Origin of the sequence: Dysgonomonas sp. 25, assembly GCF_010501075.1 — a bacterium.
GTDB lineage: Bacteria > Bacteroidota > Bacteroidia > Bacteroidales > Dysgonomonadaceae > Dysgonomonas.
Genome location: NZ_QVMN01000001.1, coordinates 275960 through 298466, shown reverse-complemented (window position 1 = coordinate 298466; position 22507 = coordinate 275960). Strand labels below are relative to the sequence as shown.

Annotated in this window: 24 protein-coding genes; 9 read left to right on the top strand and 15 right to left on the bottom strand. The window is 42.4% G+C overall.

The window, feature by feature from the left end; translation table 11 throughout:
- Positions 1–6 precede the first annotated feature (6 nt).
- Genes mrdA through purH form a run of 5 tightly spaced genes read right to left on the bottom strand, consistent with a single transcriptional unit; the run spans position 7 to position 5868 of the window.
- The gene (gene mrdA, locus D0T66_RS01305) at positions 7–1884 is read right to left on the bottom strand and encodes a penicillin-binding protein 2 (protein WP_163355204.1); all 1878 of its coding nucleotides are present in this window, start codon (positions 1882–1884) and stop codon (positions 7–9) included.
- Entirely contained in the window at positions 1884–2396 is a 513-nt protein-coding gene (gene mreD, locus D0T66_RS01300) for a rod shape-determining protein MreD (protein ID WP_163355203.1), read from the bottom strand. Before mreD ends, mrdA begins: the two co-directional genes overlap by 1 nt.
- A complete protein-coding gene (mreC, locus tag D0T66_RS01295; RefSeq protein ID WP_163355202.1) occupies positions 2383–3243 on the bottom strand; it encodes a rod shape-determining protein MreC in 861 nt (286 codons plus the stop codon). The genes mreD and mreC overlap by 14 nt, the downstream gene beginning before the upstream one ends.
- Positions 3244–3280: 37 nt before the next feature.
- Positions 3281–4306, bottom strand: coding sequence for a rod shape-determining protein (locus tag D0T66_RS01290; RefSeq protein ID WP_163355201.1), 1026 nt, complete (start codon positions 4304–4306; stop codon positions 3281–3283).
- Between the two features lie 38 nt (positions 4307–4344).
- Positions 4345–5868 (bottom strand): bifunctional phosphoribosylaminoimidazolecarboxamide formyltransferase/IMP cyclohydrolase, encoded by a 1524-nt coding sequence (gene purH / locus D0T66_RS01285; RefSeq protein WP_163355200.1) that lies wholly within the window; start codon positions 5866–5868, stop codon positions 4345–4347.
- Between the two features lie 447 nt (positions 5869–6315).
- Between purH and ilvD the strand changes: the two genes are divergently transcribed.
- The 7 genes from ilvD to ilvC are packed head-to-tail and all read left to right on the top strand — an operon-like array spanning position 6316 to position 13692.
- The gene (gene ilvD, locus D0T66_RS01280) at positions 6316–8145 is read left to right on the top strand and encodes a dihydroxy-acid dehydratase (RefSeq protein WP_163355199.1); all 1830 of its coding nucleotides are present in this window, start codon (positions 6316–6318) and stop codon (positions 8143–8145) included.
- A 16-nt stretch (positions 8146–8161) separates the two neighbouring features.
- Complete coding sequence (gene ilvB, locus D0T66_RS01275; protein ID WP_163355198.1) at positions 8162–9862, top strand: biosynthetic-type acetolactate synthase large subunit; 1701 nt, start codon at positions 8162–8164, stop codon at positions 9860–9862.
- A 58-nt stretch (positions 9863–9920) separates the two neighbouring features.
- Positions 9921–10799: a hypothetical protein gene (locus D0T66_RS01270; RefSeq protein WP_163355197.1), complete on the top strand. Its 879-nt coding sequence runs from the start codon at positions 9921–9923 to the stop codon at positions 10797–10799.
- Positions 10796–11290 (top strand): hypothetical protein, encoded by a 495-nt coding sequence (locus tag D0T66_RS01265; RefSeq protein WP_163355196.1) that lies wholly within the window; start codon positions 10796–10798, stop codon positions 11288–11290. Before D0T66_RS01270 ends, D0T66_RS01265 begins: the two co-directional genes overlap by 4 nt.
- Before the next feature lie 5 nt (positions 11291–11295).
- Entirely contained in the window at positions 11296–11844 is a 549-nt protein-coding gene (ilvN, locus tag D0T66_RS01260; protein ID WP_163355195.1) for an acetolactate synthase small subunit, read from the top strand.
- Positions 11845–11850: 6 nt separating this feature from the next.
- Positions 11851–12588, top strand: a complete 738-nt coding sequence (locus D0T66_RS01255; RefSeq protein ID WP_163355194.1) for an acyl-[acyl-carrier-protein] thioesterase — start codon at positions 11851–11853, stop codon at positions 12586–12588.
- 57 nt (positions 12589–12645) lie between these two features.
- Complete coding sequence (gene ilvC / locus D0T66_RS01250; RefSeq protein ID WP_163355193.1) at positions 12646–13692, top strand: ketol-acid reductoisomerase; 1047 nt, start codon at positions 12646–12648, stop codon at positions 13690–13692.
- A gap of 77 nt (positions 13693–13769) precedes the next feature.
- Here ilvC and D0T66_RS01245 read toward each other — a convergent pair whose 3' ends face one another.
- A complete protein-coding gene (locus D0T66_RS01245; protein WP_163355192.1) occupies positions 13770–13937 on the bottom strand; it encodes a DUF362 domain-containing protein in 168 nt (55 codons plus the stop codon).
- A gap of 263 nt (positions 13938–14200) precedes the next feature.
- On the opposite strand from D0T66_RS01245, the gene D0T66_RS01240 reads away from it, so the two are divergent.
- Positions 14201–14920: a porin family protein gene (locus D0T66_RS01240; RefSeq protein ID WP_163355191.1), complete on the top strand. Its 720-nt coding sequence runs from the start codon at positions 14201–14203 to the stop codon at positions 14918–14920.
- 25 nt (positions 14921–14945) lie between these two features.
- Positions 14946–15251 carry a nitrous oxide-stimulated promoter family protein gene (locus tag D0T66_RS01235; RefSeq protein WP_163355190.1) on the top strand — a complete coding sequence of 102 codons (306 nt, stop codon included), beginning with the start codon at positions 14946–14948 and terminating at the stop codon, positions 15249–15251.
- Positions 15252–15259: 8 nt separating this feature from the next.
- On the opposite strand, the gene D0T66_RS01230 is transcribed toward D0T66_RS01235, so the two are convergent.
- The 9 genes from D0T66_RS01230 to recR form a co-directional block, all read right to left on the bottom strand.
- Positions 15260–15874 (bottom strand): hypothetical protein, encoded by a 615-nt coding sequence (locus D0T66_RS01230; RefSeq protein ID WP_163355189.1) that lies wholly within the window; start codon positions 15872–15874, stop codon positions 15260–15262.
- Positions 15875–15892: 18 nt separating this feature from the next.
- Positions 15893–16963 carry a chorismate synthase gene (aroC, locus tag D0T66_RS01225; RefSeq protein WP_163355188.1) on the bottom strand — a complete coding sequence of 357 codons (1071 nt, stop codon included), beginning with the start codon at positions 16961–16963 and terminating at the stop codon, positions 15893–15895.
- 212 nt (positions 16964–17175) lie between these two features.
- The gene (locus D0T66_RS01220) at positions 17176–17742 is read right to left on the bottom strand and encodes a pentapeptide repeat-containing protein (protein WP_163355187.1); all 567 of its coding nucleotides are present in this window, start codon (positions 17740–17742) and stop codon (positions 17176–17178) included.
- A gap of 9 nt (positions 17743–17751) precedes the next feature.
- A complete protein-coding gene (locus D0T66_RS01215) occupies positions 17752–19698 on the bottom strand; it encodes a lipopolysaccharide assembly protein LapB (protein WP_163355186.1) in 1947 nt (648 codons plus the stop codon).
- A 21-nt stretch (positions 19699–19719) separates the two neighbouring features.
- On the bottom strand, positions 19720–20283 hold the full coding sequence (locus D0T66_RS01210) for an L-threonylcarbamoyladenylate synthase (RefSeq protein ID WP_163355185.1): 564 nt from the start codon (positions 20281–20283) through the stop codon (positions 19720–19722).
- A complete protein-coding gene (locus tag D0T66_RS01205) occupies positions 20280–20819 on the bottom strand; it encodes a GNAT family N-acetyltransferase (protein ID WP_163355184.1) in 540 nt (179 codons plus the stop codon). The genes D0T66_RS01210 and D0T66_RS01205 overlap by 4 nt, the downstream gene beginning before the upstream one ends.
- Positions 20820–20860: 41 nt before the next feature.
- Positions 20861–21310 carry a BT0820 family HAD-type phosphatase gene (locus D0T66_RS01200; protein ID WP_163355183.1) on the bottom strand — a complete coding sequence of 150 codons (450 nt, stop codon included), beginning with the start codon at positions 21308–21310 and terminating at the stop codon, positions 20861–20863.
- Positions 21311–21323: 13 nt separating this feature from the next.
- Positions 21324–21839, bottom strand: coding sequence for a hypothetical protein (locus tag D0T66_RS01195; RefSeq protein WP_163355182.1), 516 nt, complete (start codon positions 21837–21839; stop codon positions 21324–21326).
- Positions 21840–21848: 9 nt separating this feature from the next.
- The gene (gene recR / locus D0T66_RS01190) at positions 21849–22472 is read right to left on the bottom strand and encodes a recombination mediator RecR (protein WP_163355181.1); all 624 of its coding nucleotides are present in this window, start codon (positions 22470–22472) and stop codon (positions 21849–21851) included.
- Positions 22473–22507: the final 35 nt, after the last annotated feature.

Sequence of the window (22507 nt, the reverse complement as noted above, 5' to 3'; positions counted from 1 at the left end):
ACAGTTTTAATCTTTAGGCTTTCGTTGATTCCATAACCATACATAGTAATAATTAGGCAGCAACGAAGTATGCATTATATTGTATTCTATGCCTTTATTCTCTGGTGATATTTCGCCACGAATGGCTTTCTCTATCATCAAACGCCCGACAGGAACACCGTAAGTGGCTCCGAATCCGGCATTTTCGACTATAACGTATATGGCTACCTGTTTTCCATCCTTTTCGCCGATACCCATGAAAAGAGAGTGGTCTTTACCATGCGAGTTTTCGGCAGTACCTGTTTTTCCATATACTTTTATTTCAGCACCCAAGTTAGCTCCCTTACAAGTTCCCTCGGTAACAGCTCTTCGCATCCCGTCGAGGATAATACTATAATACTCCTCCTTGATGCCTGTATAGTTTTTCTCTGTATATTTTTCGTCTAAAATGGTGTCCTGTATTTCCTTAACAACGTGCGGTGTATAATAATAACCCTTGTTGGCAATAGTTGCCGCCAGATTAGCGCCCTGCAAAGGCGTCAGCAATACCTCACCTTGTCCGATAGAGATAGAGATTACATTTGCAGGCTTCCAATTCACGCCTTTGTGTTTATTGTAGTATGCCGTACTGGGTATGAATCCGCGGTTTTCGTATGGCAGGTCAACCCCAAGGCGGTAGCCGAATCCCATATCTACCAAATGGTTTTTCCAGACTTCAAAAGCATTTCCCACACCGCCATATTTATCATTGTTGAGCATAGCCGTTAACCCGTAACAAAAGTAAGAGTTACAGGAAGTTGCCAATGCCGGTACTAAGTTTAATGGTGTTATGTGCCCGTGGCATTTAGGCCGGCCGCCAAGAGGAGGATAGCCATGATGACAAGAATAATAAGTATACGGATTTATAATGCCTTCTTCGAGGAAAATCAATCCTTGTGTCGTTTTGAAGGTCGATCCCGGAGGGTATGCCGATTGTATTGACCTGTTAAATAACGGCTTGAGTGGATTTTGTTCTAACTTTACATAATTTTCGCTGAACTCTTTTCCAAGCAACATGGAGGGATCGTAGGTGGGCGAAGTAACCAGGCAAAGGATTTCGCCGGTAGAAGGCTCTATCATTACAATACTGCCCAACTTGTTCTTCATCAGTTTTTCGCCATATTCCTGAAGCTCGATATCGATAGAGAGCGTAAGATTATGTCCCGAAACCGGTGGAGTATCGCTGTTGCCATTGTTATACCTCCCTTGAATACGTCCACGTGCATCCCGGAGCAATACTTCCGTACCTTTTTCCCCTCTCATATATTTTTCGTAAGAAAGCTCTATCCCGGACTTTCCGGCATAATCGCCCGGTGCGTAGTATTCATCTTCTTTGAGCTGTTTCTGGTTCACTTCGGCAACATAACCCAGCAATAATCCGGCACTATGATAGTTATATTGGCGGAGAGTACGGTTCTGAATGAAGAAACCGGGGAATTTAAACGATTTTTCCTGAATCAAGGCGCTTTCTTTCACGCCGAGCTGTGTAAGTATTGTTTGCTGTTTATATGGCGAATAGTCCCGCTTACGTTTGATAGTTCTTATTAAACTATCGAACTGTGTTTTTTCTATATCGAGGATTCTGCATAAATCGAGTGTATCGAATTTGGCCACCTCTTTGGGAATATATACCAAATCGTAGGTTGGTTCATTAAAAACCATCAGCTTGCCGTTCCTGTCCGAAATCGTTCCACGGGCAGGATATACCATGCGGTTGAAAAAAGCATTGTTTTCGGCATAGCCTTTATATTCATTATTAACAATCTGGAGATAAAATAATTGTACGACATAGATAAGTACCGTAACAAGAACGATACCGCCTATTACATACTTTCTTTTTTCTAAATCCAACTTGTTTTGTTTCACTACTTTTTCCTCTTTTGAACGGAGAAGCCTTCCAAAATGAATATCAGTATCGATGTCAGTATAAAGGAGAATAGTATTCTCAACAACTGCATTTCGATATTAAACAGGGTAAAGGATTCCAACAGGATTAAGGCTGTATGGTGGATAAGCACCATTAATAATACATATTTGACAAAAGTCCATCCTAACAATGACAGGCATGGTACTTTCTCTTCGTAATCGTCCAGCGTAAACATGACGGATTGTATCGGACGGCGGAAAAATGCCGCTAATGTTGTTGCCGCAGCATTCACACCGGGCGTATTACTGAATATATCTATCGTAAAGCCTAATACAAAGGCCACAAGTAGAGTAATATTCCGTTGTATGCCTACCGGAAGTTTTATGATAAGGTAGATATAGAGATAAGGCGTGGCGTATGCATACAAAGATATTCTGTTGAATATTAATACCTGTAATAGTACCAGTATGACAAACATCAAGGCATATTTTACAATACTATCTCTTTGCATTTCTTGCTCTGTTTTCTAATTCTACTTGTTCGTCGAATGTAGTGTTTTGGATCAATAACACATTTTTCAGTGTACCAAAGTCGGTCGATAAACGAACTTTCAGGCTGTAAAAGTTATCATCCAATTGTTTTTTCGAACCTTCTACTACTCCAACTAAAATTCCTTCGGGGAACATATCCGAATAACCGCTCGTGATAATTGTGTCTCCAATTTCGAAAGGTTTGTACTTCGGATAATCGGTTAAATAAGCATATCGCGGATCATTATCTTCCCATTTCAGTACTCCGAATTCCCCATTCCGCAGCACTTTGCAACCGATTTTGGTATCGGTGTTCAGTACAGGTTGCACAATTGCGTAATGGTTACTGACATAGGTTACTATGCCGACGACGCCCGACGGCGAAGATACACCCATTTCATCCACTACCCCATCGTTCGCTCCTTTATCTATCGTTATATAGTTATCCGAATGCGAAATATTGTTGTTGACTACTTTGGCAGAGATCAAATTGTACTGAGTTTTCTTTTTTGAAAACTTTTCCAATAAAATATTCACTCTTACACTATCATTTTCGACAAAAGACACGTAATCTTTCAGAGCTAAAATTTCTTTTCCCATTTTCTGATTCTGTTGCAATAGTCTTTCATTCTCCTCTTTCAGGTCGAAGTATGAAGTTACTTTATCGGCAACACTGTATATGCTTCCACTCACCACATTGGATGAATTGAAGAATACACTTTTTGAATATGAATTATGCGAAAAGATGAAGTAAAAACAGATAACTTCCAATAAAACGAAAAGGAAGAAAGGACTGTTTTTCCTCAAAAACTCTAATAAATTATGCATGCTCTGTTGTCTATAGCATATTTAGGGATAAGCGTTATTAGCGTATCAGGAAGTTGAATTTCTCAATATTGTTCAGGGCTATGCCGGTACCTTTTGCAACTGCATGCAACGGATCTTCGGGTATGTGAAACGTAATCCCGATGCGGTCGGAGAAACGTTTTGCCAAACCACGCAACAAAGCACCTCCTCCGGTGATATAGATACCATTGCGCACGATGTCGGCATACAATTCGGGTGGCGTTTGCTCCAAAGCACTCAAAATAGCCGAATCCATCTTTGACAGGGATTTATCCAAGCAATGCGCCATCTCCTGATAAGACACAGGAATATCCATCGGCAAAGATGTCATACGGTTAGGGCCATGTACTACATAATCTTCCGGCACTTCTTCCGGCGGCAATTCCGTAAGAGCCGCGCCGATAGCTATCTTGATGTTTTCGGCCGTACGCTCCCCTACTTTCACATTGTGCTGGCGTCCCATATATTCCTGTATATCTTCGGTCAGGTCGTCTCCTGCAATCTTGATAGATTTGTTGGAAACGATACCACCCAGCGATATTACAGCAATCTCGGTTGTACCACCGCCTATATCGACAATCATATTACCTTCCGGCGCTTCCACATCGAGCCCGATACCCAATGCAGCAGCCATAGGCTCGTAAATCATATATACATCGCGTCCCCCTGCATGTTCGGCAGAGTCGCGGATAGCGCGTGTTTCGACTTCCGTACTTCCCGAAGGAATACAGATAACAATACGCAACGATGGCGAAAACAAACGATTCTTCTTGTTGAACATTTTTATCATTCCGCGAATCATCTGTTCCGATGCCGTAAAGTCGGCAATCACACCATCTTTCAGCGGGCGGATAGTACGAATATCTTCGTGCGTTTTACCATGCATCTGACGAGCTTGTTCGCCCACGGCAATCATTTTGCCTGTTTTGCGCTCTACAGCTACGACAGAAGGTTGGTCTACTACTATTTTTCCGTTATGTATGATGATGGTATTTGCCGTACCTAAATCAATTGCTATTTCCTGAGTGAATGAAAATAATCCCATATCTATTTTATATTGAGATGTTTTATATTACTAAATTCTTAATGTTTGAAGTGTCTTACCCCTGTCATAACCATCGAAATATTATGCTCGTTGCAATACTCGACCGAGAGTTTATCATTGATAGATCCTCCGGGCTGTATAACGGCCGTAATGCCTTCTTTTCCGGCTATTTCGACACAATCGGGGAAAGGGAAGAAAGCATCGGATGCCATAACAGCTCCTTTCAAGTCGAAGTTGAAAGAATGTGCTTTCTCGATAGCCTGTTTCAATGCGTCTACGCGTGACGTTTGTCCCGTACCGCCTGCGCAAAGTTGTTTATTCTTAACCAGAATAATGGCATTGGACTTCGTATGTTTCACCAGTTTGTTGGCAAACAACAAGTCCTCCAATTCGGTTCCTTGCAGTTGCCTGCTTGTAACCAACTCTAAATCTTCTGCTTTTTGCGTACTTAAATCTTTATCTTGAACCAACACACCATTCAGCATCGAACGGAATTGGGCTGTTTCGCTTGGTTTCTTCTTCTGTACAAGGATAATGCGGTTTTTCTTTTGAGCAAGAACTTCGAAAGCATCCGCATCATATGATGGAGCTATAACGATTTCGAAGAAGATTTTGTTGATTTCTTCTGCCGTTTCTTTGTCGATATTCTTATTCACCACAATAATACCACCGAAGGCCGATACAGGATCGCCTGCCAAAGCATCCTTCCATGCTTCCAATACTGTCTTACGCGAAGCAATACCGCAGGCATTGTTATGTTTGAGGATGGCAACTGTCGTTTCGTCGAAGTCATTTATTAAGTTGACAGCCGCTTCTATATCCAGCAAATTGTTGTATGATATTTCGCGTCCATGTTTCTGTTCGAACATCTGGCTGAAATCGCCATAGAAAGTTCCTTTCTGGTGCGGATTTTCACCATAACGGAGATGCATGGCATCATCCACGGCGCAGCGGAATGCAGAGCCTTCTCCGCCATCCATATAATTGAATATCGCCGAATCGTAAGATGATGATACGGCAAACGCTTCTTTTGCAAACCATTTACGGTCGGCAATGTCCGAGCTTCCTTTTTTCTTTTCTAACAATTCTGCCAACGGAGCATATTGTCTTTTCGATGCAACGATAATAACGTCTTTGAAATTCTTGGCAGCAGCACGTATCAAAGAAATGCCACCTATATCTATTTTTTCGATAATAGCTTGTTCGTCTGCGCCGGAAGCGACTGTTTCCTCGAAAGGATATAAATCTACTATAACCAAATCTATTCCGGGGATTTCGTACTTTTCGGCCTGTTCTACATCATCAGCCAAATCGCGGCGATGCAATATTCCGCCAAAAACTTTCGGGTGGAGCGTCTTTACTCTCCCGCCGAAGATAGACGGATAGCCTGTCAAGTCCTCTACAGCTTCGCATTTGAAGCCTAATGATTCAATGAATTGCTGCGTTCCTCCTGTTGAAATAAACTCTACGCCTAATGCGTTTAATTGCTTGATTATATTATCTAATCCATCCTTATGATAGACTGAAACGAGTGCTTTTTTGATTTTTTTTTCTGAAGACATGTTATTACGTTGATAATTCTGTTTTTATTAGGCTAACAAAGTTAAAAAAACAATCAATAATTAGGAACTATTTCGCAATAAAAATACGGAAACAATTTTCTGTATTGGATATTTTAGAAAATTTGCTTGTCAAATTTCTATATGTATAGCTGTTTTAGCTTTACAAAAAGACAAATCAATAATATGTTTAAAATAAAAAAGAACATCTTTCGAAATATTTCCACACAGAAAATTTGTTTTTATCAAAAAGTTTATAACTTTGTGTCATCAATTCAATCATAAATATGACAAATTGTATTTTACATGTGCTCGTTCTTGATATTCTCGTCCTCTGGCAGAATAAATGAGAAAGGTATGTGTATATGAAATAATAGGGATGAAATGACATAAGCCTTTCTCAGTGCGGGAAAGGCTTTTTTATTAGAAAATATCGATAGTTAAGAATATATGAAAATAGCATTACGTAGTTCAGATAGTACGCAGGGAAGAAGGATGGCCGGAGCCCGCTCGCTCTGGCGTGCCAACGGGATGAAAGATGAGCAGATAGGCAAACCGATTATCGCCATAGTCAATTCGTTCACACAGTTTGTTCCGGGACATACCCACCTGCACGAGATAGGGCAAAAGGTAAAAGCGGAAATCGAAAAACTCGGCTGTTTCGCAGCCGAATTCAATACCATAGCCATAGACGACGGAATAGCTATGGGACACGACGGGATGCTCTATTCCCTACCTTCGCGCGATTTGATAGCCGACAGCATCGAATATATGGTCAATGCGCACAAAGCCGATGCCATGATATGCATCAGCAACTGCGACAAAATCACTCCGGGTATGTTGATGGCTGCCATGCGATTGAATATTCCGGCTATTTTTGTTTCCGGTGGACCGATGGAAGCCGGAGAGCTTAACGGACAGCACCTCGACCTGATAGATGCCATGATAAAATCGGCTGACGATAGTGTATCAGACAAAGAAGTCGAAGCTATCGAGCGTTCAGCTTGCCCTACGTGCGGTTCATGTTCGGGCATGTTTACGGCCAATTCCATGAACTGCCTGAACGAAGCAATCGGCTTAGCCCTGCCGGGTAACGGAACAATCGTCGCGACACACGTCAACCGTGCAAAACTGTTCGAAAAGGCAGCCCAAATGATTGTAGAAAACGCCTATAAATATTACCGCGATGGCGATGATAGTATTCTGCCCCGCAGCATAGCTACCAAACAGGCATTTCTGAATGCTATGACATTGGACATTGCAATGGGCGGTTCTACCAATACAATCCTGCACTTATTAGCAATTGCACAGGAAGCCGAAGTAGATTTCACGATGGATGATATCGATAAGTTATCCCGTAAAACGCCATGTTTGTGTAAAGTTGCTCCTAATACGCAAAAATATCATATTCAGGATGTCAACCGTGCAGGAGGAATAATCGGTATTATGAACGAACTTGCCAAAGGCGGATTGGTAGATACATCCGTCAATCGGGCAGATGGTATGACGTTGGCTCAGGCAATAGAAAAATATGATATAACAAAAGAGAATCCTACTCCCGAAGCGGAGAACCTGTATAAATCGGCTCCTGCCAACCGTTTCAATTTAGTGATGGGTTCGCAGGAAACCTATTATCTCACGCTCGATACCGACCGTGCAAATGGTTGCATCCGCGATATGGAGCATGCCTATACTAAAGATGGCGGATTAGCTATCTTGAAAGGAAATATCGCCTTGAATGGCTGCGTAGTAAAGACTGCCGGGGTAGACGAAAGTATATTCAAATTCACCGGCCCGGCAAAAGTATTCCATTCGCAGGATGATGCTTGCGATGGCATATTAAAAGGGAAAGTTGTTTCGGGCGATGTAGTTGTCATCGTCTACGAAGGCCCTAAAGGTGGCCCGGGAATGCAGGAGATGCTCTACCCTACTTCCTATATCAAATCGCGCCACTTAGGGAAAGAGTGCGCGTTGATTACCGACGGACGCTTTTCCGGTGGAACATCGGGATTGTCAATCGGGCACGTTTCGCCGGAAGCGGCATCGGGAGGAGCAATCGGATTGGTCAAAGATGGCGATATTATCGAAATAGATATACCAAACCGCTCGATAAATGTAAAACTTTCTGATAGCGAGCTGGAAAGCCGCCGCCAACAAGAGTTGAGCAAAGGTGATAATGCTTTCAAACCGAACAGGGACAGGTATATATCCAAAGCTTTGCGGGCTTATGCCAGTATGGTAAGTTCGGCAGACTTAGGCGCTACGCGAATTATTAATTAAGAATTATTAATTGGTTATGAATAAAGAGATTAACGGCAGCGAAGCATTGATGCTATCATTGATAAACGAAGGAGTAGACACCATATTCGGTTATCCCGGCGGAGCTATTATGCCTGTTTTCGATAGCTTGTACGATTATAAAGATAAACTGAATCATATTCTTGTCCGCCACGAACAGGGAGCAACTCATGCCGCCGAAGGCTACGCCCGCACATCGGGCAAGGTCGGCGTGGCATTGGTGACATCCGGGCCGGGGGCAACCAATACCATAACAGGTATAGCCGATGCTATGATAGATAGCACGCCTATTGTAGTCATCACAGGGCAGGTAGCCTCTTCCCTGCTGGGTAGCGATGCCTTTCAGGAGGCGGATGTAGTAGGCATTACGCAACCGACCTCCAAATGGGCTTATCAGATACGCCGTGCCGAAGATATTGCTTGGGCTGTTTCGCGGGCGTTTTATATCGCCTCCACCGGACGTCCCGGACCAGTGGTACTGGATATTACCAAAGATGCCCAGTTCGGGTTAATCGACCATTTCGAATACAAGAAAACGACGTTTATCCGCAGCTATCAACCGAAACCCGAGATAAAACAAAAAGACATAGAAGCTGCTGCTGCATTAATCAATCAGGCGAAGAAACCTTTTGCCCTTGTCGGACAAGGTGTTATCCTGAGCGGAGCAGAGAAAGAGCTGATGTCTTTCCTCGAAAAAGCGGATATTCCGGCAGCTTCTACTGTGTTGGGATTGTCGGCTATGCCTTCGGATTATCCGTTGAATAAAGGATTGTTGGGGATGCATGGAAACATCGGCCCTAATATGAAGACGAACGAATGTGATGTGCTTATCGCCATCGGTATGCGTTTCGACGACCGCGTGACGGGTGACCTGAATACGTATGCCAAGCAGGCAAAGATTATCCACTTCGACATCGATTCGTCCGAAATCAACAAGAATGTAGCTGTGGACGTGAAGGTTGTAGGAGATGCCAAAGAAACAATAGCAGAAGTGACCAAACTGTTGGAACCACAAAAACATACCGACTGGATTGCCGGATTTCAGCCGCACGAAGAAACAGAATATAAGGTTGTTATCGAGAAAGAGCTTCATCCTCAATCGGGACATCTGAAGATGGGTGAAGTTATCAATAAGGTATCGGAAGCCACAGGAAATGATGCTGTTATGGTTACCGATGTCGGTCAAAACCAGATGATGAGCGTTCGCTACTGCAAGTATAACCGTACGCGCAGTATGGTTACATCGGGCGGATTGGGGACAATGGGGTTCGGGCTTCCGGCTGCGATAGGCGCTAAATATGGCGTTCCGGAGCGTACCGTTTGCCTTTTCACCGGCGACGGAGGTATTCAGATGACCATTCAGGAGCTGGGAACGATTATGCAATATGGCACAGATGTTAAGATAATTATACTAAATAATCACTATCTTGGCAATGTGCGCCAATGGCAGGATATGTTTTTCAATAAACGCTATTCGGAGACGAAGTTGATAAACCCCGATTTCGTAAAGATAGCCGATGCTTATGGCATAAAAGCGCGAAAGGTAATGACGCGCGAAGAATTAGACGGTGCTATCGCCGAAATGCTGAATCACAAAGGCGCTTATATTCTGGATGTTGAAATAGAGCACGAAGGGATGATTTACCCGATGGTTCCGGCAGGGGCTTGTATAACCGATATATTGTTGGGGAATGAGTAAACTAAAGATACATCATATTATCATATTGCTTTTATCTGCTTTGCTTTTCTCCTGTCAGATGGCAGGGAAAGAGCAAGAAAAACCGGATTTGCTCCCTACCCCCTTACCGGCGGTGGAAGCGGAAGAAAAAGAAGCTGTTCCACAAGTAAGTGATGCTCAATTGAAAGAAATGTGTGTTATATATGACTATGTATTGACCGGGAAAATTGGCGATGAAGAGCTTATTATGTCTGTCAGTATCAATAAGAAAGATTCCTTGTCAAAAATAACTTATAGGAATAGACATACCAGGTTTTCGCCTCATATTTATAGAGGTATGAGTGGGAAATTCGTAGAAAATAGGCTGAACTTGTTTGGAAAAGAAGTGATAAATAGAGATTCTGTCGAGAAAACACGGATAGAAGCTGTTATTGATTTAGAAAAAGGAACATTGTCAGGTAAAAAGATATGGAAGCATGGAAAGGAAGAGCTTATTGAAATGCAGCATTTTTATGATACAACTGTTCCTTTGTTTACATTCAAAAGTGATTATACCGATAAAGGCTTTAATACTGATAGCCTGACAAAAATAGTTATTTATGATTTATCGGACAATGTAGTTCAGGAAATTGCCGGCTTAGATGCACGTCCGTCAAGCAATACAATACACTTGAGCGATATAAATTTCGATGGATACCCCGATATTGCTTTGGATATGCAATGGCTTGCCCGGGGAGGGATTTATCGTTATTGGCTGTACAATAAGGATTCTCAACAATTTGAAGAAACGGATATAATGGACGGGATATTAAGCGAACGTTCGACTGACTATCTCAACCAAACAATAACAGTTTCTGAAATGATAGATGAAAATGTAGAAGAAACAAGAGTTTATAAATACATAAACGGGAAATACGAACTAATAGATTCATATACAATTACTTTTGAAGAAGAATGAATAAAGTTTATATTATCATAATGTGTATTATTATATCTCTTTTGGGGGTATTATATAGCTGCTCATCGGATAAAGGCAAATACGAGGTACGTAATATCTATGTAGACGCCAATATCGCCTATCCCGAAATCAAAGCTTGTTTCGAAAACAGCTATAAAGGTATGTCCGATACCCTCTACAATTGGGAGAAGCCATATACGAAAGAAGGTGCTGATTCTATCATCTATAATTATTTCGATTTCAAGGAATTGCCTTCCGGTAATTTGTTGAACGGCACACGGCGATACCGCATCTCGTTGTATGAGAAGAAAGATTCCGTCGGGAATCCTACATTCAATATGGAACATTTCATCTGGGATGTGTCCGATTGGAGAAGAATCGCTAACTTTGGGGAAACATCTTTCCGGGTGGACTCATTGATTTCTCAAGACGAATTATGTAATATACTTATAAGAGAATTAGATTTCAGATACTCAAAAATGTTACCATAACAGTGATGGAGAATAAAATATTATATACAGTAACCGTTTTCTCGGAAAATACAGTCGGCTTGTTGGGGCAGGTAACCAGTGTTTTTATCCGTCGGCAACTAAACATCGAAACCTTATCGGTATCGCCATCGGCCATCGAAGGCATACATAAGTTTACCATTACGGTATTCAGCGACGAGGAAACTATCAAAAAGGTTGTCCTGCAAATAGATAAGCGTGTGGATGTGCTGAAAGCGTACTACAACACCGACGACGAGTTGATTCATCAGGAGATAGCCCTGTATAAGCTTTCCACGCCCGATTTCCTGAAAATGGTTTCGGCAGAAGAGCTTATCCGTAAGCATAATGCTTTTGTCCTCGATATAAACGAGAACAGTGTAGTTATCCAGAAGACTGGACATCACAAAGAGACGCAGGAACTTTTTAAAGAGTTGAGCGCCACAATCGGCGTGCTGCAATTCATTCGTTCGGGGCGCATTGCCATTACGAAATCGAAGATAGAACGATTGAGCGACATGCTCCGCGAATTAGACAAAAAACATAACTCAAAATAACGTTTTATGATACCTACTATCGGTAGATATGAATTTATGATAGATGCCTACCTCTCGGACTTTCGGGGGAAAGCAACCTTGCCTATGATTGGCGGATTTATGTTGCAGGCAGCTACCAAACATGCCGAAGAACGCGGTTTCGGCTATTCGGCCATGACCTCGCAGCAACGGGTATGGGTGCTTTCGCGCATGGCTATCGAATTGCTCGAATATCCTAAGAATGATACGGTTATGGTTATCAAGACATGGGTGCATAGTGTTAACCGCCTTTTCACTGAACGTTTTTTCGCTTTTGAGGATTCCGAAGGCAAAGAAATAGGATATGCCAAATCGTTGTGGGCATCTATAGATATGACTACGCGTAAGCCGACCAATGTATTGGAGTTGTTCCGCTTAACCGATTACATAGATGAAAGTAAGGAATGCCCTATCGAGGATTTGAGCAAAATACCTGTATTGAAAGAGGGTGCTGCAATAGCGGGCAGCTTTGTTGTGAAATACAGCGATATAGACATCAATAAACACTTGAACAGCATGAAATATATCGAACATTTTGTCGATGTATTCGATATCAACCTGTTCAAGGAGAAAGAAATAAAACGTTTCGAAATCAACTATTTATCCGAAGGGCAATACGGACGGAAAATCGATATTCTGCAAAAGAAGGAGGAAGATTCCCGCTATATCCTCGAGATGAAAGATGGCGAAACGATTGTGAGTGCCACACGTATAACATGGCAATAACAATAGCGAGAGAAGAAGTAATACATATTATAATTTAAAACAAAAAGTAAATTTATCATGGCAGAAATGAATTTTGGAGGGGTAGTCGAAAATGTAGCTACCCGTGAAGAGTTTCCTTTGGAAAAAGCAAGAGAAGTAATGAAAAACGAAACCATAGCAGTTATCGGTTACGGTGTACAAGGACCGGGACAAGCCCTTAACCTGCGCGACAACGGTTTCAATGTCATCGTAGGACAACGCAAAGGAGGCAAAACATGGGAAAAAGCCATTGCTGACGGCTGGGTTCCGGGCGAAACATTATTCGAAATAGAAGAAGCTGCCGAAAAGGGTACAGTTATCCAATACCTGTTGTCGGATGCTGCTCAAATCGAAGTATGGCCGCGTATCAAGCCTTACCTGACAGCAGGAAAAGCCCTTTATTTCTCCCATGGATTCGGTATCACCTACAAAGAGCGTACAGGTATCATTCCTCCGGCTGATGTAGATGTTATCCTTGTTGCGCCTAAAGGATCGGGAACGAGCCTTCGCCGCATGTTCCTCGAAGGACGCGGTTTGAACTCGAGCTATGCTATCTTTCAGGATGCGACAGGACGTGCCAAAGAACGTGTAATAGCGCTGGGTATCGGTGTAGGTTCGGGCTATTTGTTCGAAACAGACTTCAAACGTGAGGTATATTCAGACCTTACTGGCGAACGCGGTACATTGATGGGTGCTATACAGGGCCTGTTACTGGCTCAATACGAGGTATTGCGCGAGAATGGACACTCTCCGTCGGAAGCATTTAACGAAACGGTAGAGGAACTTACACAGTCTTTGATGCCACTATTTGCCGAAAAGGGAATGGACTGGATGTATGCCAACTGTTCTACTACGGCTCAGCGTGGAGCATTGGACTGGATGACACCTTTCCATGATGCAACCAAGCCTGTTTTTGAGAAGCTTTATAAAGAAGTGGCATGCGGTAACGAAGCTCAACGCTCTATCGATACCAATTCGCAACCTGACTATCGCGAGAAGTTAGAGGAAGAACTCAAAGCATTGCGCGAAAGCGAAATGTGGCGTACGGGCGAAACGGTTCGTAAACTAAGACCGGAAAATAACTAATCATCCGAATGAACCGGACATAAAAAGAGAGGCTGCTCAATCGAACAGCCTCTTATTATTTTAATTCCCGGTATAAATTAAGCCGGATGAATTGCTTCTGTCGGACATACATCTGCACAAGTACCACAATCAGTACATGTATCAGGATCGATTTTATAGATATCGCCCTCAGAAATAGCTGATACCGGACATTCGTCGATGCAAGTACCACATGCTATACAGTCTTCATTAATTACGTAAGCCATAGTTTCTAAATTTTAATATTATTACTAACTTTGATATGACAAATATAAATAGTTTTTTGTTTTATAGCAAATAGATAATAATAATGGTTTCATATATGTTATCTATACACAAGAAACAAAAAGATTCAACATATTGTTTTGCAGTGAATTGTTAATTTACTTATTTTAAGAATAAAATGATAGTTTTGAATCTTTCTAAAGAAGATATAAAGATAAATATACTAAATACGGGGCTTTAACCGTTGTAGATGATAAACAGAAGAATGAAAATAAAGAATATATACACCACACTCCTTATCCTGCTTTCGGGCATGATGGCGCTATCCGCCAACGCCCAGTCGTACCATCAGGTGCAGAATCTCCCTTATGCCGATCAGAAGCTCTATCATTTAGGTTTTTATGTTGGCATTCATACACAAGATTTAGTGATGAAGAATACAGGTACGCCTACCTCTACCGGCGAGGTCTGGTTTGCCGATGTACCCTCCTACTCGCCCGGATTCAGTGTCGGATTTATTGCCGACAGGTATATCAATCAATACCTGAATGTCCGCTTTTCTCCCGGATTACACTTTGGGGAGAAGAAGTTTGCCTATCGCGAGCAATCGACAGGTGAGAAGTACGAAAAGGCATACCGAAGCAACTATATCACCGCACCCCTGCATATAAAATTCAGCGGAGGACGCATACACAATGCCCGCCCCTATTTCCTGTTCGGAGGATACGGAAGCTGGGCATTGGGAAATAAGAAAGACGAAGCTATCCGCTTCGAGAACATGGACTATGGCCTCGATTTTGGTATAGGGTGTAATATCTACCTCAAAATGTTTAAATTATGTCCCGAACTCCGCTTCTCTCTCGGATTGGCTGATGTGGTGAATCAGGACACTTCGGACCTGACGGACATGGATATGCTGAAATACCGCAATGCGGTGAAGTCAGGGAAAACACGCATGATATCCCTGATATTCAACTTCGAATAATCTCCAAACAGGCTGTTGTTTGACAATGAACAGAACCGAACAAAAGACTGTAGCCAAGATGATATACATCTATTGCGCTGCTAAGCATGGCTCTACAAAAGCATTGTGTGCCGATTGCGAAGAGCTCAGAAAGTATGCATTGAAACGGGTTGCCTCTTGCAAGTTCGGAGAAGATAAGCCTACCTGCCAGAAATGCCCGGTACATTGTTACTCGCCTCAAATGCGGGATAGAATCCGCGAAGTAATGCGCTATGCGGGCCCCCGCATGTTATATAAAAGCCCTGTTCTGGCTATCAAACATTTGGTGAAAGGGCTACAAAAGAACAGATAAAGAGGAGTTTATTTCAATAATTCATTACGGGATTTACCTTCCATTAAAGTAAGTTTTTTACCATTTAATCCATCTGGGTTTATTTTGGCTGTTTTTTCAATATGAAAAGATAGTATATAAGGTTGAAAATTATCACCACTTATAATTATGAATATTTCATATTTACCAGGTTCAAGTTTATCTGAGATACCAATATTTTCTTTATGATATTGGCACAAATAGATTTCTTCATTACAAGAACTCGCTGTAACAATATCTAAAAATTCACTTTCTCCCTGACCAATATTCAAACGTTCCCTATCCGCTGAAATAACATCTTTTTCTGGTCGGCAGGCCCATCTTATAGGAAAACCTACATAATCTCCATAGTTGTTTTTACCTTTTTTTATTTTTAGAATTTGACAGCGACAATTAATAGCAGGTCTTTTCCCTACATTTTTCAACCTTATCCTTAAGAAGCAAGATTTTCCATGATTTTGTGGAAGTGTAAATCTTCGGAAAGGCTCTTTATTTTCATAATCGAACTTTAGCTTTGGCTTCTTAATTAGAGGAAGAATAAAGTCTTTCAATAAGGAAAAAAATAAAGCTAAAATAGAAATTACTATGGCCAAAATCTCAATCATCTAAATATTGCTCCAGTCTTACATTCCTTTAGTCTTGTTCAACAGATAATAGTCCAGAATAGTCATTGCCGCCATAGCCTCCACAATAGGCACAGCACGCGGAAGAACGCAGGCATCGTGACGTCCACGGGCTTTCAGTTCGACATCCTCCCCTTCTTTATTTACTGTTTGTTGGTTCATCAATATGGTGGCTACAGGCTTGAATGCTACCCTGAAATAGATGTCCTGTCCGTTTGATATTCCGCCTTGTATTCCCCCCGAATGATTGGTACGGGTACTGATTTTGCCGTTATCGTTGTAGAAGACGTCATTGACTTCCGAGCCGCGATGGCTTACATCGAAGCCGTCGCCATATTCAAATCCTTTCACGGCATTGATGCTCAACATGGCACTGCCTAATGCGGCATGTAGCTTGCCGAATACGGGTTCGCCCAAACCGGTAGGAGTTCCCTGAATGATGCAAGTGACAACTCCCCCGATGGTATCGCCTTTGGATTTGACTTCTTTGATAAGCTCAATCATCTCATCGGCTTTTTTCATATCCGGACAGCGGACAGGGGTAGCCTCGATTTTAGAGAGGTCGTATCGGGTATAATCGTTATCTAATTGGATAGCACCTACTTGCGATGTATAAGCGGTGACGGAAATATTCAGCTGTTGCAGCGCTAACTTGGCAATAGCTCCTGCCACACAGCGGGCTATTGTTTCGCGGGCAGACGAGCGCCCCCCACCCCGATGGTCGCGGATTCCATACTTTTGCTGATAGGTGTAATCGGCATGCGAAGGGCGGTAAACGTCCTTCAGATTGTCGTAGTCGGAGGAATGCTGATTGGTATTGCGGACAATGAATCCGATGGAAACACCTGTCGTATATCCTTCGTAAATGCCCGACAGGAATTCTACTTCGTCCGGTTCTTTGCGTGGTGTAGTAATAGCAGACTGCCCCGGACGGCGACGATTCAGTTCGTTCTGGATAAACTCCATATCAACTTTTATTCCCGCCGGACAACCGTCTATCACTCCCCCGATAGCGGCTCCGTGAGACTCGCCAAAAGATGTAAGACGAAAAATATTTCCAAATGTATTCATTTTGTTAGTCCTTTATTTTCAGTCAATTGTAGAAAAGTAACAAACCTCTACTTGTTTTGAGCATTTTTATCGCGTTACTTTTCTCTATGAAACTCAGTGTTACCTTCCTAAACAAATATAGATAAACTAAATCGACAGAGATATACAAAGATAGTGATAAATCCGTCTATTTGCTACAGAAAAAGTCAGATTGTTGACACATACGGAGACTATCACTCTATAACGATATTATATTGCGTCAGCAATCCTGCGAGGCTTTCGCGCGAAAAGCGGGCTTTCTTGATATTGTTCTCATTCGGGTTGATGATGTAGTTGTATGCCTGCCGAAAATCGACTTCCTGCAAATTGGTGTTGTAGAAAATAGCTTCGTTCAGGTCACAATCTATGAATACCGATTGTTTGAGGTCTGCCAAGCCAAAATCGACACCTTTGAGAGAGGATTTAACAAATGAGGTCTTTAACATTTTCCTCTTTTCGAACGAAGTGTAATCCAGCAGGCAATCCTTGAAACTCACCTCGAATATAAAGTCGTGGCAATGCCCGAAATTCACTCCCATTATCTTGCACGATTCGAAAGCTACATTATTCATCGTAGATTGCACCAGTTTGGTCATTGCCAGATTGCAATGGACAAAAGTGCAGTCGATGAAAGTGCATAGCGAAAATGAGGTATTGGTGAAATCGCACTTAGAGAATGTGCAGTTTTCGTACTCTGCATGTTCTATTTTTTGTTCTGCAAAACCCTCATTTTCAAATATCTTATCGGCATAAGCATCCATAATAGTCTTTTATATGTTAATTCTCAATTTTTCAATATCCGAAGTTAACACATCTATTTTATACCGCAAATCTTTTATCTCCTCTTTCCACGATTCCGGTGTTTTTTCGTACGAATTATTCATATAATCCAATATCTCCGAAGCGATATCTAAGTCTTTGCTCACCTTACATTCAAACTGCACCTGCAAGGACAAAAGGCTCATCATCTCGTTCCATGTCGGGCGGTCTACTGCCCTATCGAATTTGCGGTACAGTTGTGACGACGAAGCCAAGTGCTCGCGCGCTTTTATATATTCCTTCATTTTGTAATAATGTTCTCCCAACTTAGCATTTATTTCGGCTAAAGGCTTTTGATAGATTCTCGGGATTTTGTCATACAACTTGCGGACTAACTGATAGGCAAGTGTATAATAATCAATCACCTTCTGGCTCTTATTTGAGGCCAACAGCATCTTTTTCGTATGCAACGCGCCTATATTAGTGTAAAGCTCCAACAGAGCGCCTCCATTTGCTATCAGATCCTCTTCGGTGAAGCGTTTTCTGTCTTCGAGTATAGCGTTATAATGCCTCAAGGCTCTGTTGTAATGCTTTTGGTGCATATACAGATTTGCAAGCTCCTGAACCGTTTCGGCCCAGCTAAATCTGAAATCGATATTCTCGGGTGCAGAGCGAAGCAACGATTGACGTATGGCAAGCGCCCTCTCCAGATACCGTTTCTGCTCCTTATGCTTTTTAATCAGCCCATATACACACCCCATATGATGCAATCCCGTGGCATATACTGTTTTAGGCTTTATTTCATCCGGATATTTGTCCATGGCTGTTTTGCCGGATTCGCATATTGTCTCGAACGAACGGATAGCCTTGTGGAAGCTGTTTTTCGTTATATAATATTTACCCAGTTGCAGGTGCAAATCGGCTGTCTTTTCATAATCGGGGCTGACAGCCTCCTCGATGTCTATCTCTTTGTACACCTCGGCTGCCTGTTCAAACGCTTCGTATGCCTGCTTCGTTTTGTCGGCTTCGAGATAGGCATATCCCATCGTCCGCTGCATCTCTACCGCTTTTTTACGGTATTGCGGCGAATATCTCGCCAAATGGGCATACACCCGGGCAGCGCTCTCGAATAGCTTGGCAGACTTTTTCGCTTTGTTCAGGCGCGAATATGTCTCTCCTAACAGATAGAAACCGTCGCCGGCAATAGACAAACAATGAATAATCTTATTTTCATCTTCTTTGAAGCGGTATATATAAGTTTCGCCCAAACGCTCCAGATGTTCGTAGAGAATAACAGCCTGCGGGTAATTCCTTACTTTGTGTACATAATAGTTTGTCAATCGCTCGACAATACTGGCAAAGCCCATGGTATACATCTCCGGCATTTTCGACATAAGCTTATTATATAGCTCGTATGCGCGCAGGTAATGGGCATACATTTTCTTGCGGTGATCTTCTTCCTCTTCCATCAGCCCGAGATACTTCTCAATCTCGGCATGAGCATAGATAATGCGGTGGTATTTGTTAATAGACCGGTCTAAATATTCGGCTCCTATCTGCAGGGCGATATTGCACTTCTGACGGATTGCTTTCCTGTCCATTTCGCTATCGAATGTGTAAATCTGGAATAAATGGCTCTCCAACACCAGATGCAGTGCTTCGGCATCCATGCGCCCCGCATCGCGGATGACATGGTTGAATAAGCTACGCGCCATTTGTGTATCGCCTTTCAGAGCATAGATTTGCGCCCTCTTCATATCCATCAGCAAAACGTTGTAACGGTCGTTGAGTTCCTCGGCCGACATTTTGGCCTTGCTGTAATGGTCTTCTATCCGCATTAACAATTCGCGCGCCTTTGTACCCGAATACTTACCTGGGTTTTCGGTGTATTCCGAATACAATCTTTCAGCTGCACTATATTGTTTCTTAAATAGTGCATGATGTCCACTTTGGTTCATTGTCTTTCAGTTCTCGTTCGGTTATTCTCTTATAATTCTAATCTGCCCTGATTTGCCTAATTTAATAATACTGGAAGGTTTGGGATTTGTCTTTTCGTCTTGGCGGAAATTGACGATATAGTCCACGCCGTTTTTGATTTCTTCGCTTATGTCGGCGAAGTTCGTTGGCGATGGTTGCCCGCTGATATTGGCCGATGTGGATACTATCGGCTTGCGGAAACGTTGGCATAAGGTTTTGGAAAAAGTTTCTTGTGTGATACGGATAGCAAGACTACCGTCTTCGGCTATCAGATTCGAAGCAACATTGCGTGCATCGTCATAAATAATGGTCAGCGGCTTATCGGCCAGTTCTATCAAATCCCATGCTATATCGGGAACTTCGTGCAAATAGTAGTTCAATTTAGCCGGACTGTCGAGTAAGGTAATAAGCGCTTTTGAGTCTACACGTTTTTTTAACTCATAGATTTGGTTAATTGCTTTTTCGTTGGTTGCATCACACCCTATGCCCCATATCGTATCAGTAGGATAGAGAATAATCCCCCCTGATACCAGTATATTAAATGCCCTCTTAATTTCTTCGTTCATAACTCCCTCTCTTTTAAAAGCTGAAGAATCTGAACATCTTCGTAGATGTCGTTTTTCAGTATCCAGTTTTTTAGGATTCCTGCATGTTTGTATCCTGCATTCTCAAATAGTTGTAAGCTATATTTATTCTTTACGGAGATAAAGGCATATAGCTGATAAAGCCCAAGAAAGTTGAATGCATAATCTTTTATCAAATCCAATGATTGGGTGGCATAGCCCCGGTTGCGGTATTTCTCGTCTATCAAGATGCCCACTCCGGCGCGGTTATTGCGCACATCCAAGTCATATAAATCGATAATTCCTATAGTGATATTGAGATTGTTGTCGGTCAGTTCTATCATCAGCCGCAATTGCTTACTCTCGTATATATCAGTCAATTGCGTTTCGGTGATGTATTTCTTCAGTGCAAATCGCGAGTATGGTGCTAAGGTATTGCCATGCAGCCAGTGCGCAGATGTGTTCTCCCATTGGTAGAGCATATCCAGATCATCCGGCTCCAGAGCGCGCAATTTTATGTATGAATTACTTAATAGCATACCACCCGCCTATTAATTTTAATATTTATATGTTAACGAAGTTAATATCCTTTTTCGAACATTTCGCCTAAACGGATAAAAAAATTCTTTTTTCGTCGTCCGTGAGGCCTGTCATCATTCAACATCATCATTTGTTCGTATGATGTCAAGCCATTTTCGGCTCCCTTAATGAGATTGTATATCATTCCCCATTCGGGTAGCCCACCCAGATTACGGTCGTCGATAAAGAGGTCGGCATTCAGCTTCCGGGCTGCCGTAGAACGGTCTTCTTCGGGATAGTTGCAATTGGCTGCATAAAATACCAGCCCTTTGCCTGCACAATAGTCGACAGCTTCCTGCAACAGATCGCCCTCGCGAACCGACCAGAGCAATAAGGTATGTCCTTCTTTCTGCAATTGCAACAGTGTTTCTATTGCAAACGGAATAGGACGTCCTATTTGGGGATATGCGTGTTCTACAATTGTTCCGTCAAAATCTACAGCAATAACCATGCGTCTTTATCTTTTATGGGTTTATATTGTCTTTCGCGTCTTCATTTTGTTGTTCCTGAGTCGTACTTTCGCCCATTTCGTCAACCGGAACATCCGATGTGTTGTCCGGAATATCAGTCGAATAGGTTAACTCATTCCGGTTTGGGTAACAAAACATCATTGCAAATATAATAACTATTGTTAAATAGATGAAATTGTTAGACTCATATATTTCGAAAGCGATGATATTCAGCAACGCTACCATATCGAGGATGAGTATGCGCGCCGTATATAGCCATACATATTTGTTGTGGAAGTGTGCGGCTTCTCCTGCTTTAAGCTTTTTCAGCAGGGAATGGAACACTTTCAGCGCGAACGGAATAGCGGCAATGGTAATAATAATCGCCCAACGCTCGAGGGCAACATTAGAAGGGATATTCCCGAAATTTTCCCCTTTCTGTTGGAGGATGAACAGGAAGAATCCGCCTAATAGTACGATATTCAGCCAAAAGAAGATGGATAATCGTTTATATATTTTCTTTTCTTTCATATTCGATTTTTAAAGCCTGAAAGATTCGTTGAACGGTGTACGGTTCAGAATGGAACGGCCGAGTGTAACTTCGTCGGCGTATTCTATTTCGTCGCCGATAGAGATGCCGCGAGCGATAATAGAGACATTGACATCGAAACCGCTCAGTTTCTTATAAATGTATAAGTTGGTCGTATCGCCTTCCATAGTCGTGCTAAGGGCAAGGATAACTTCTTTCACTTCTCCTTGCGATACGCGCTCCACAAGGCTTTCGATTTCGAGGTCAGAAGGGCCTATCCCGTCTATCGGCGAAATAATGCCTCCGAGTACATGATACACCCCGCGATATTGCATCGTATTCTCTATCGCCATCACTTCCTTTATATTCTCCACCACACAGAGCGTCGTCTTATCGCGCGACAAATCGTTGCAGATAGAGCAAGTATCGTCGTCGCAAATATTGTGGCACATGCGGCAATACTTGACTTCATCCTTGAGGGTGGTGATGGCATTGGCAAAATTGTGGATGGCCGAACTATCCTGCCTTAACATATGCAGAATAAGCCGGAGAGCTGTTTTACGCCCGATGCCGGGAAGTTTCGAAAATTCTTCGACAGCGTTTTCTAATAAGGCGGAAGGATATCGTTGATTCATGTCTGGTACAATACTAAATATCTAAAGCAAAGATA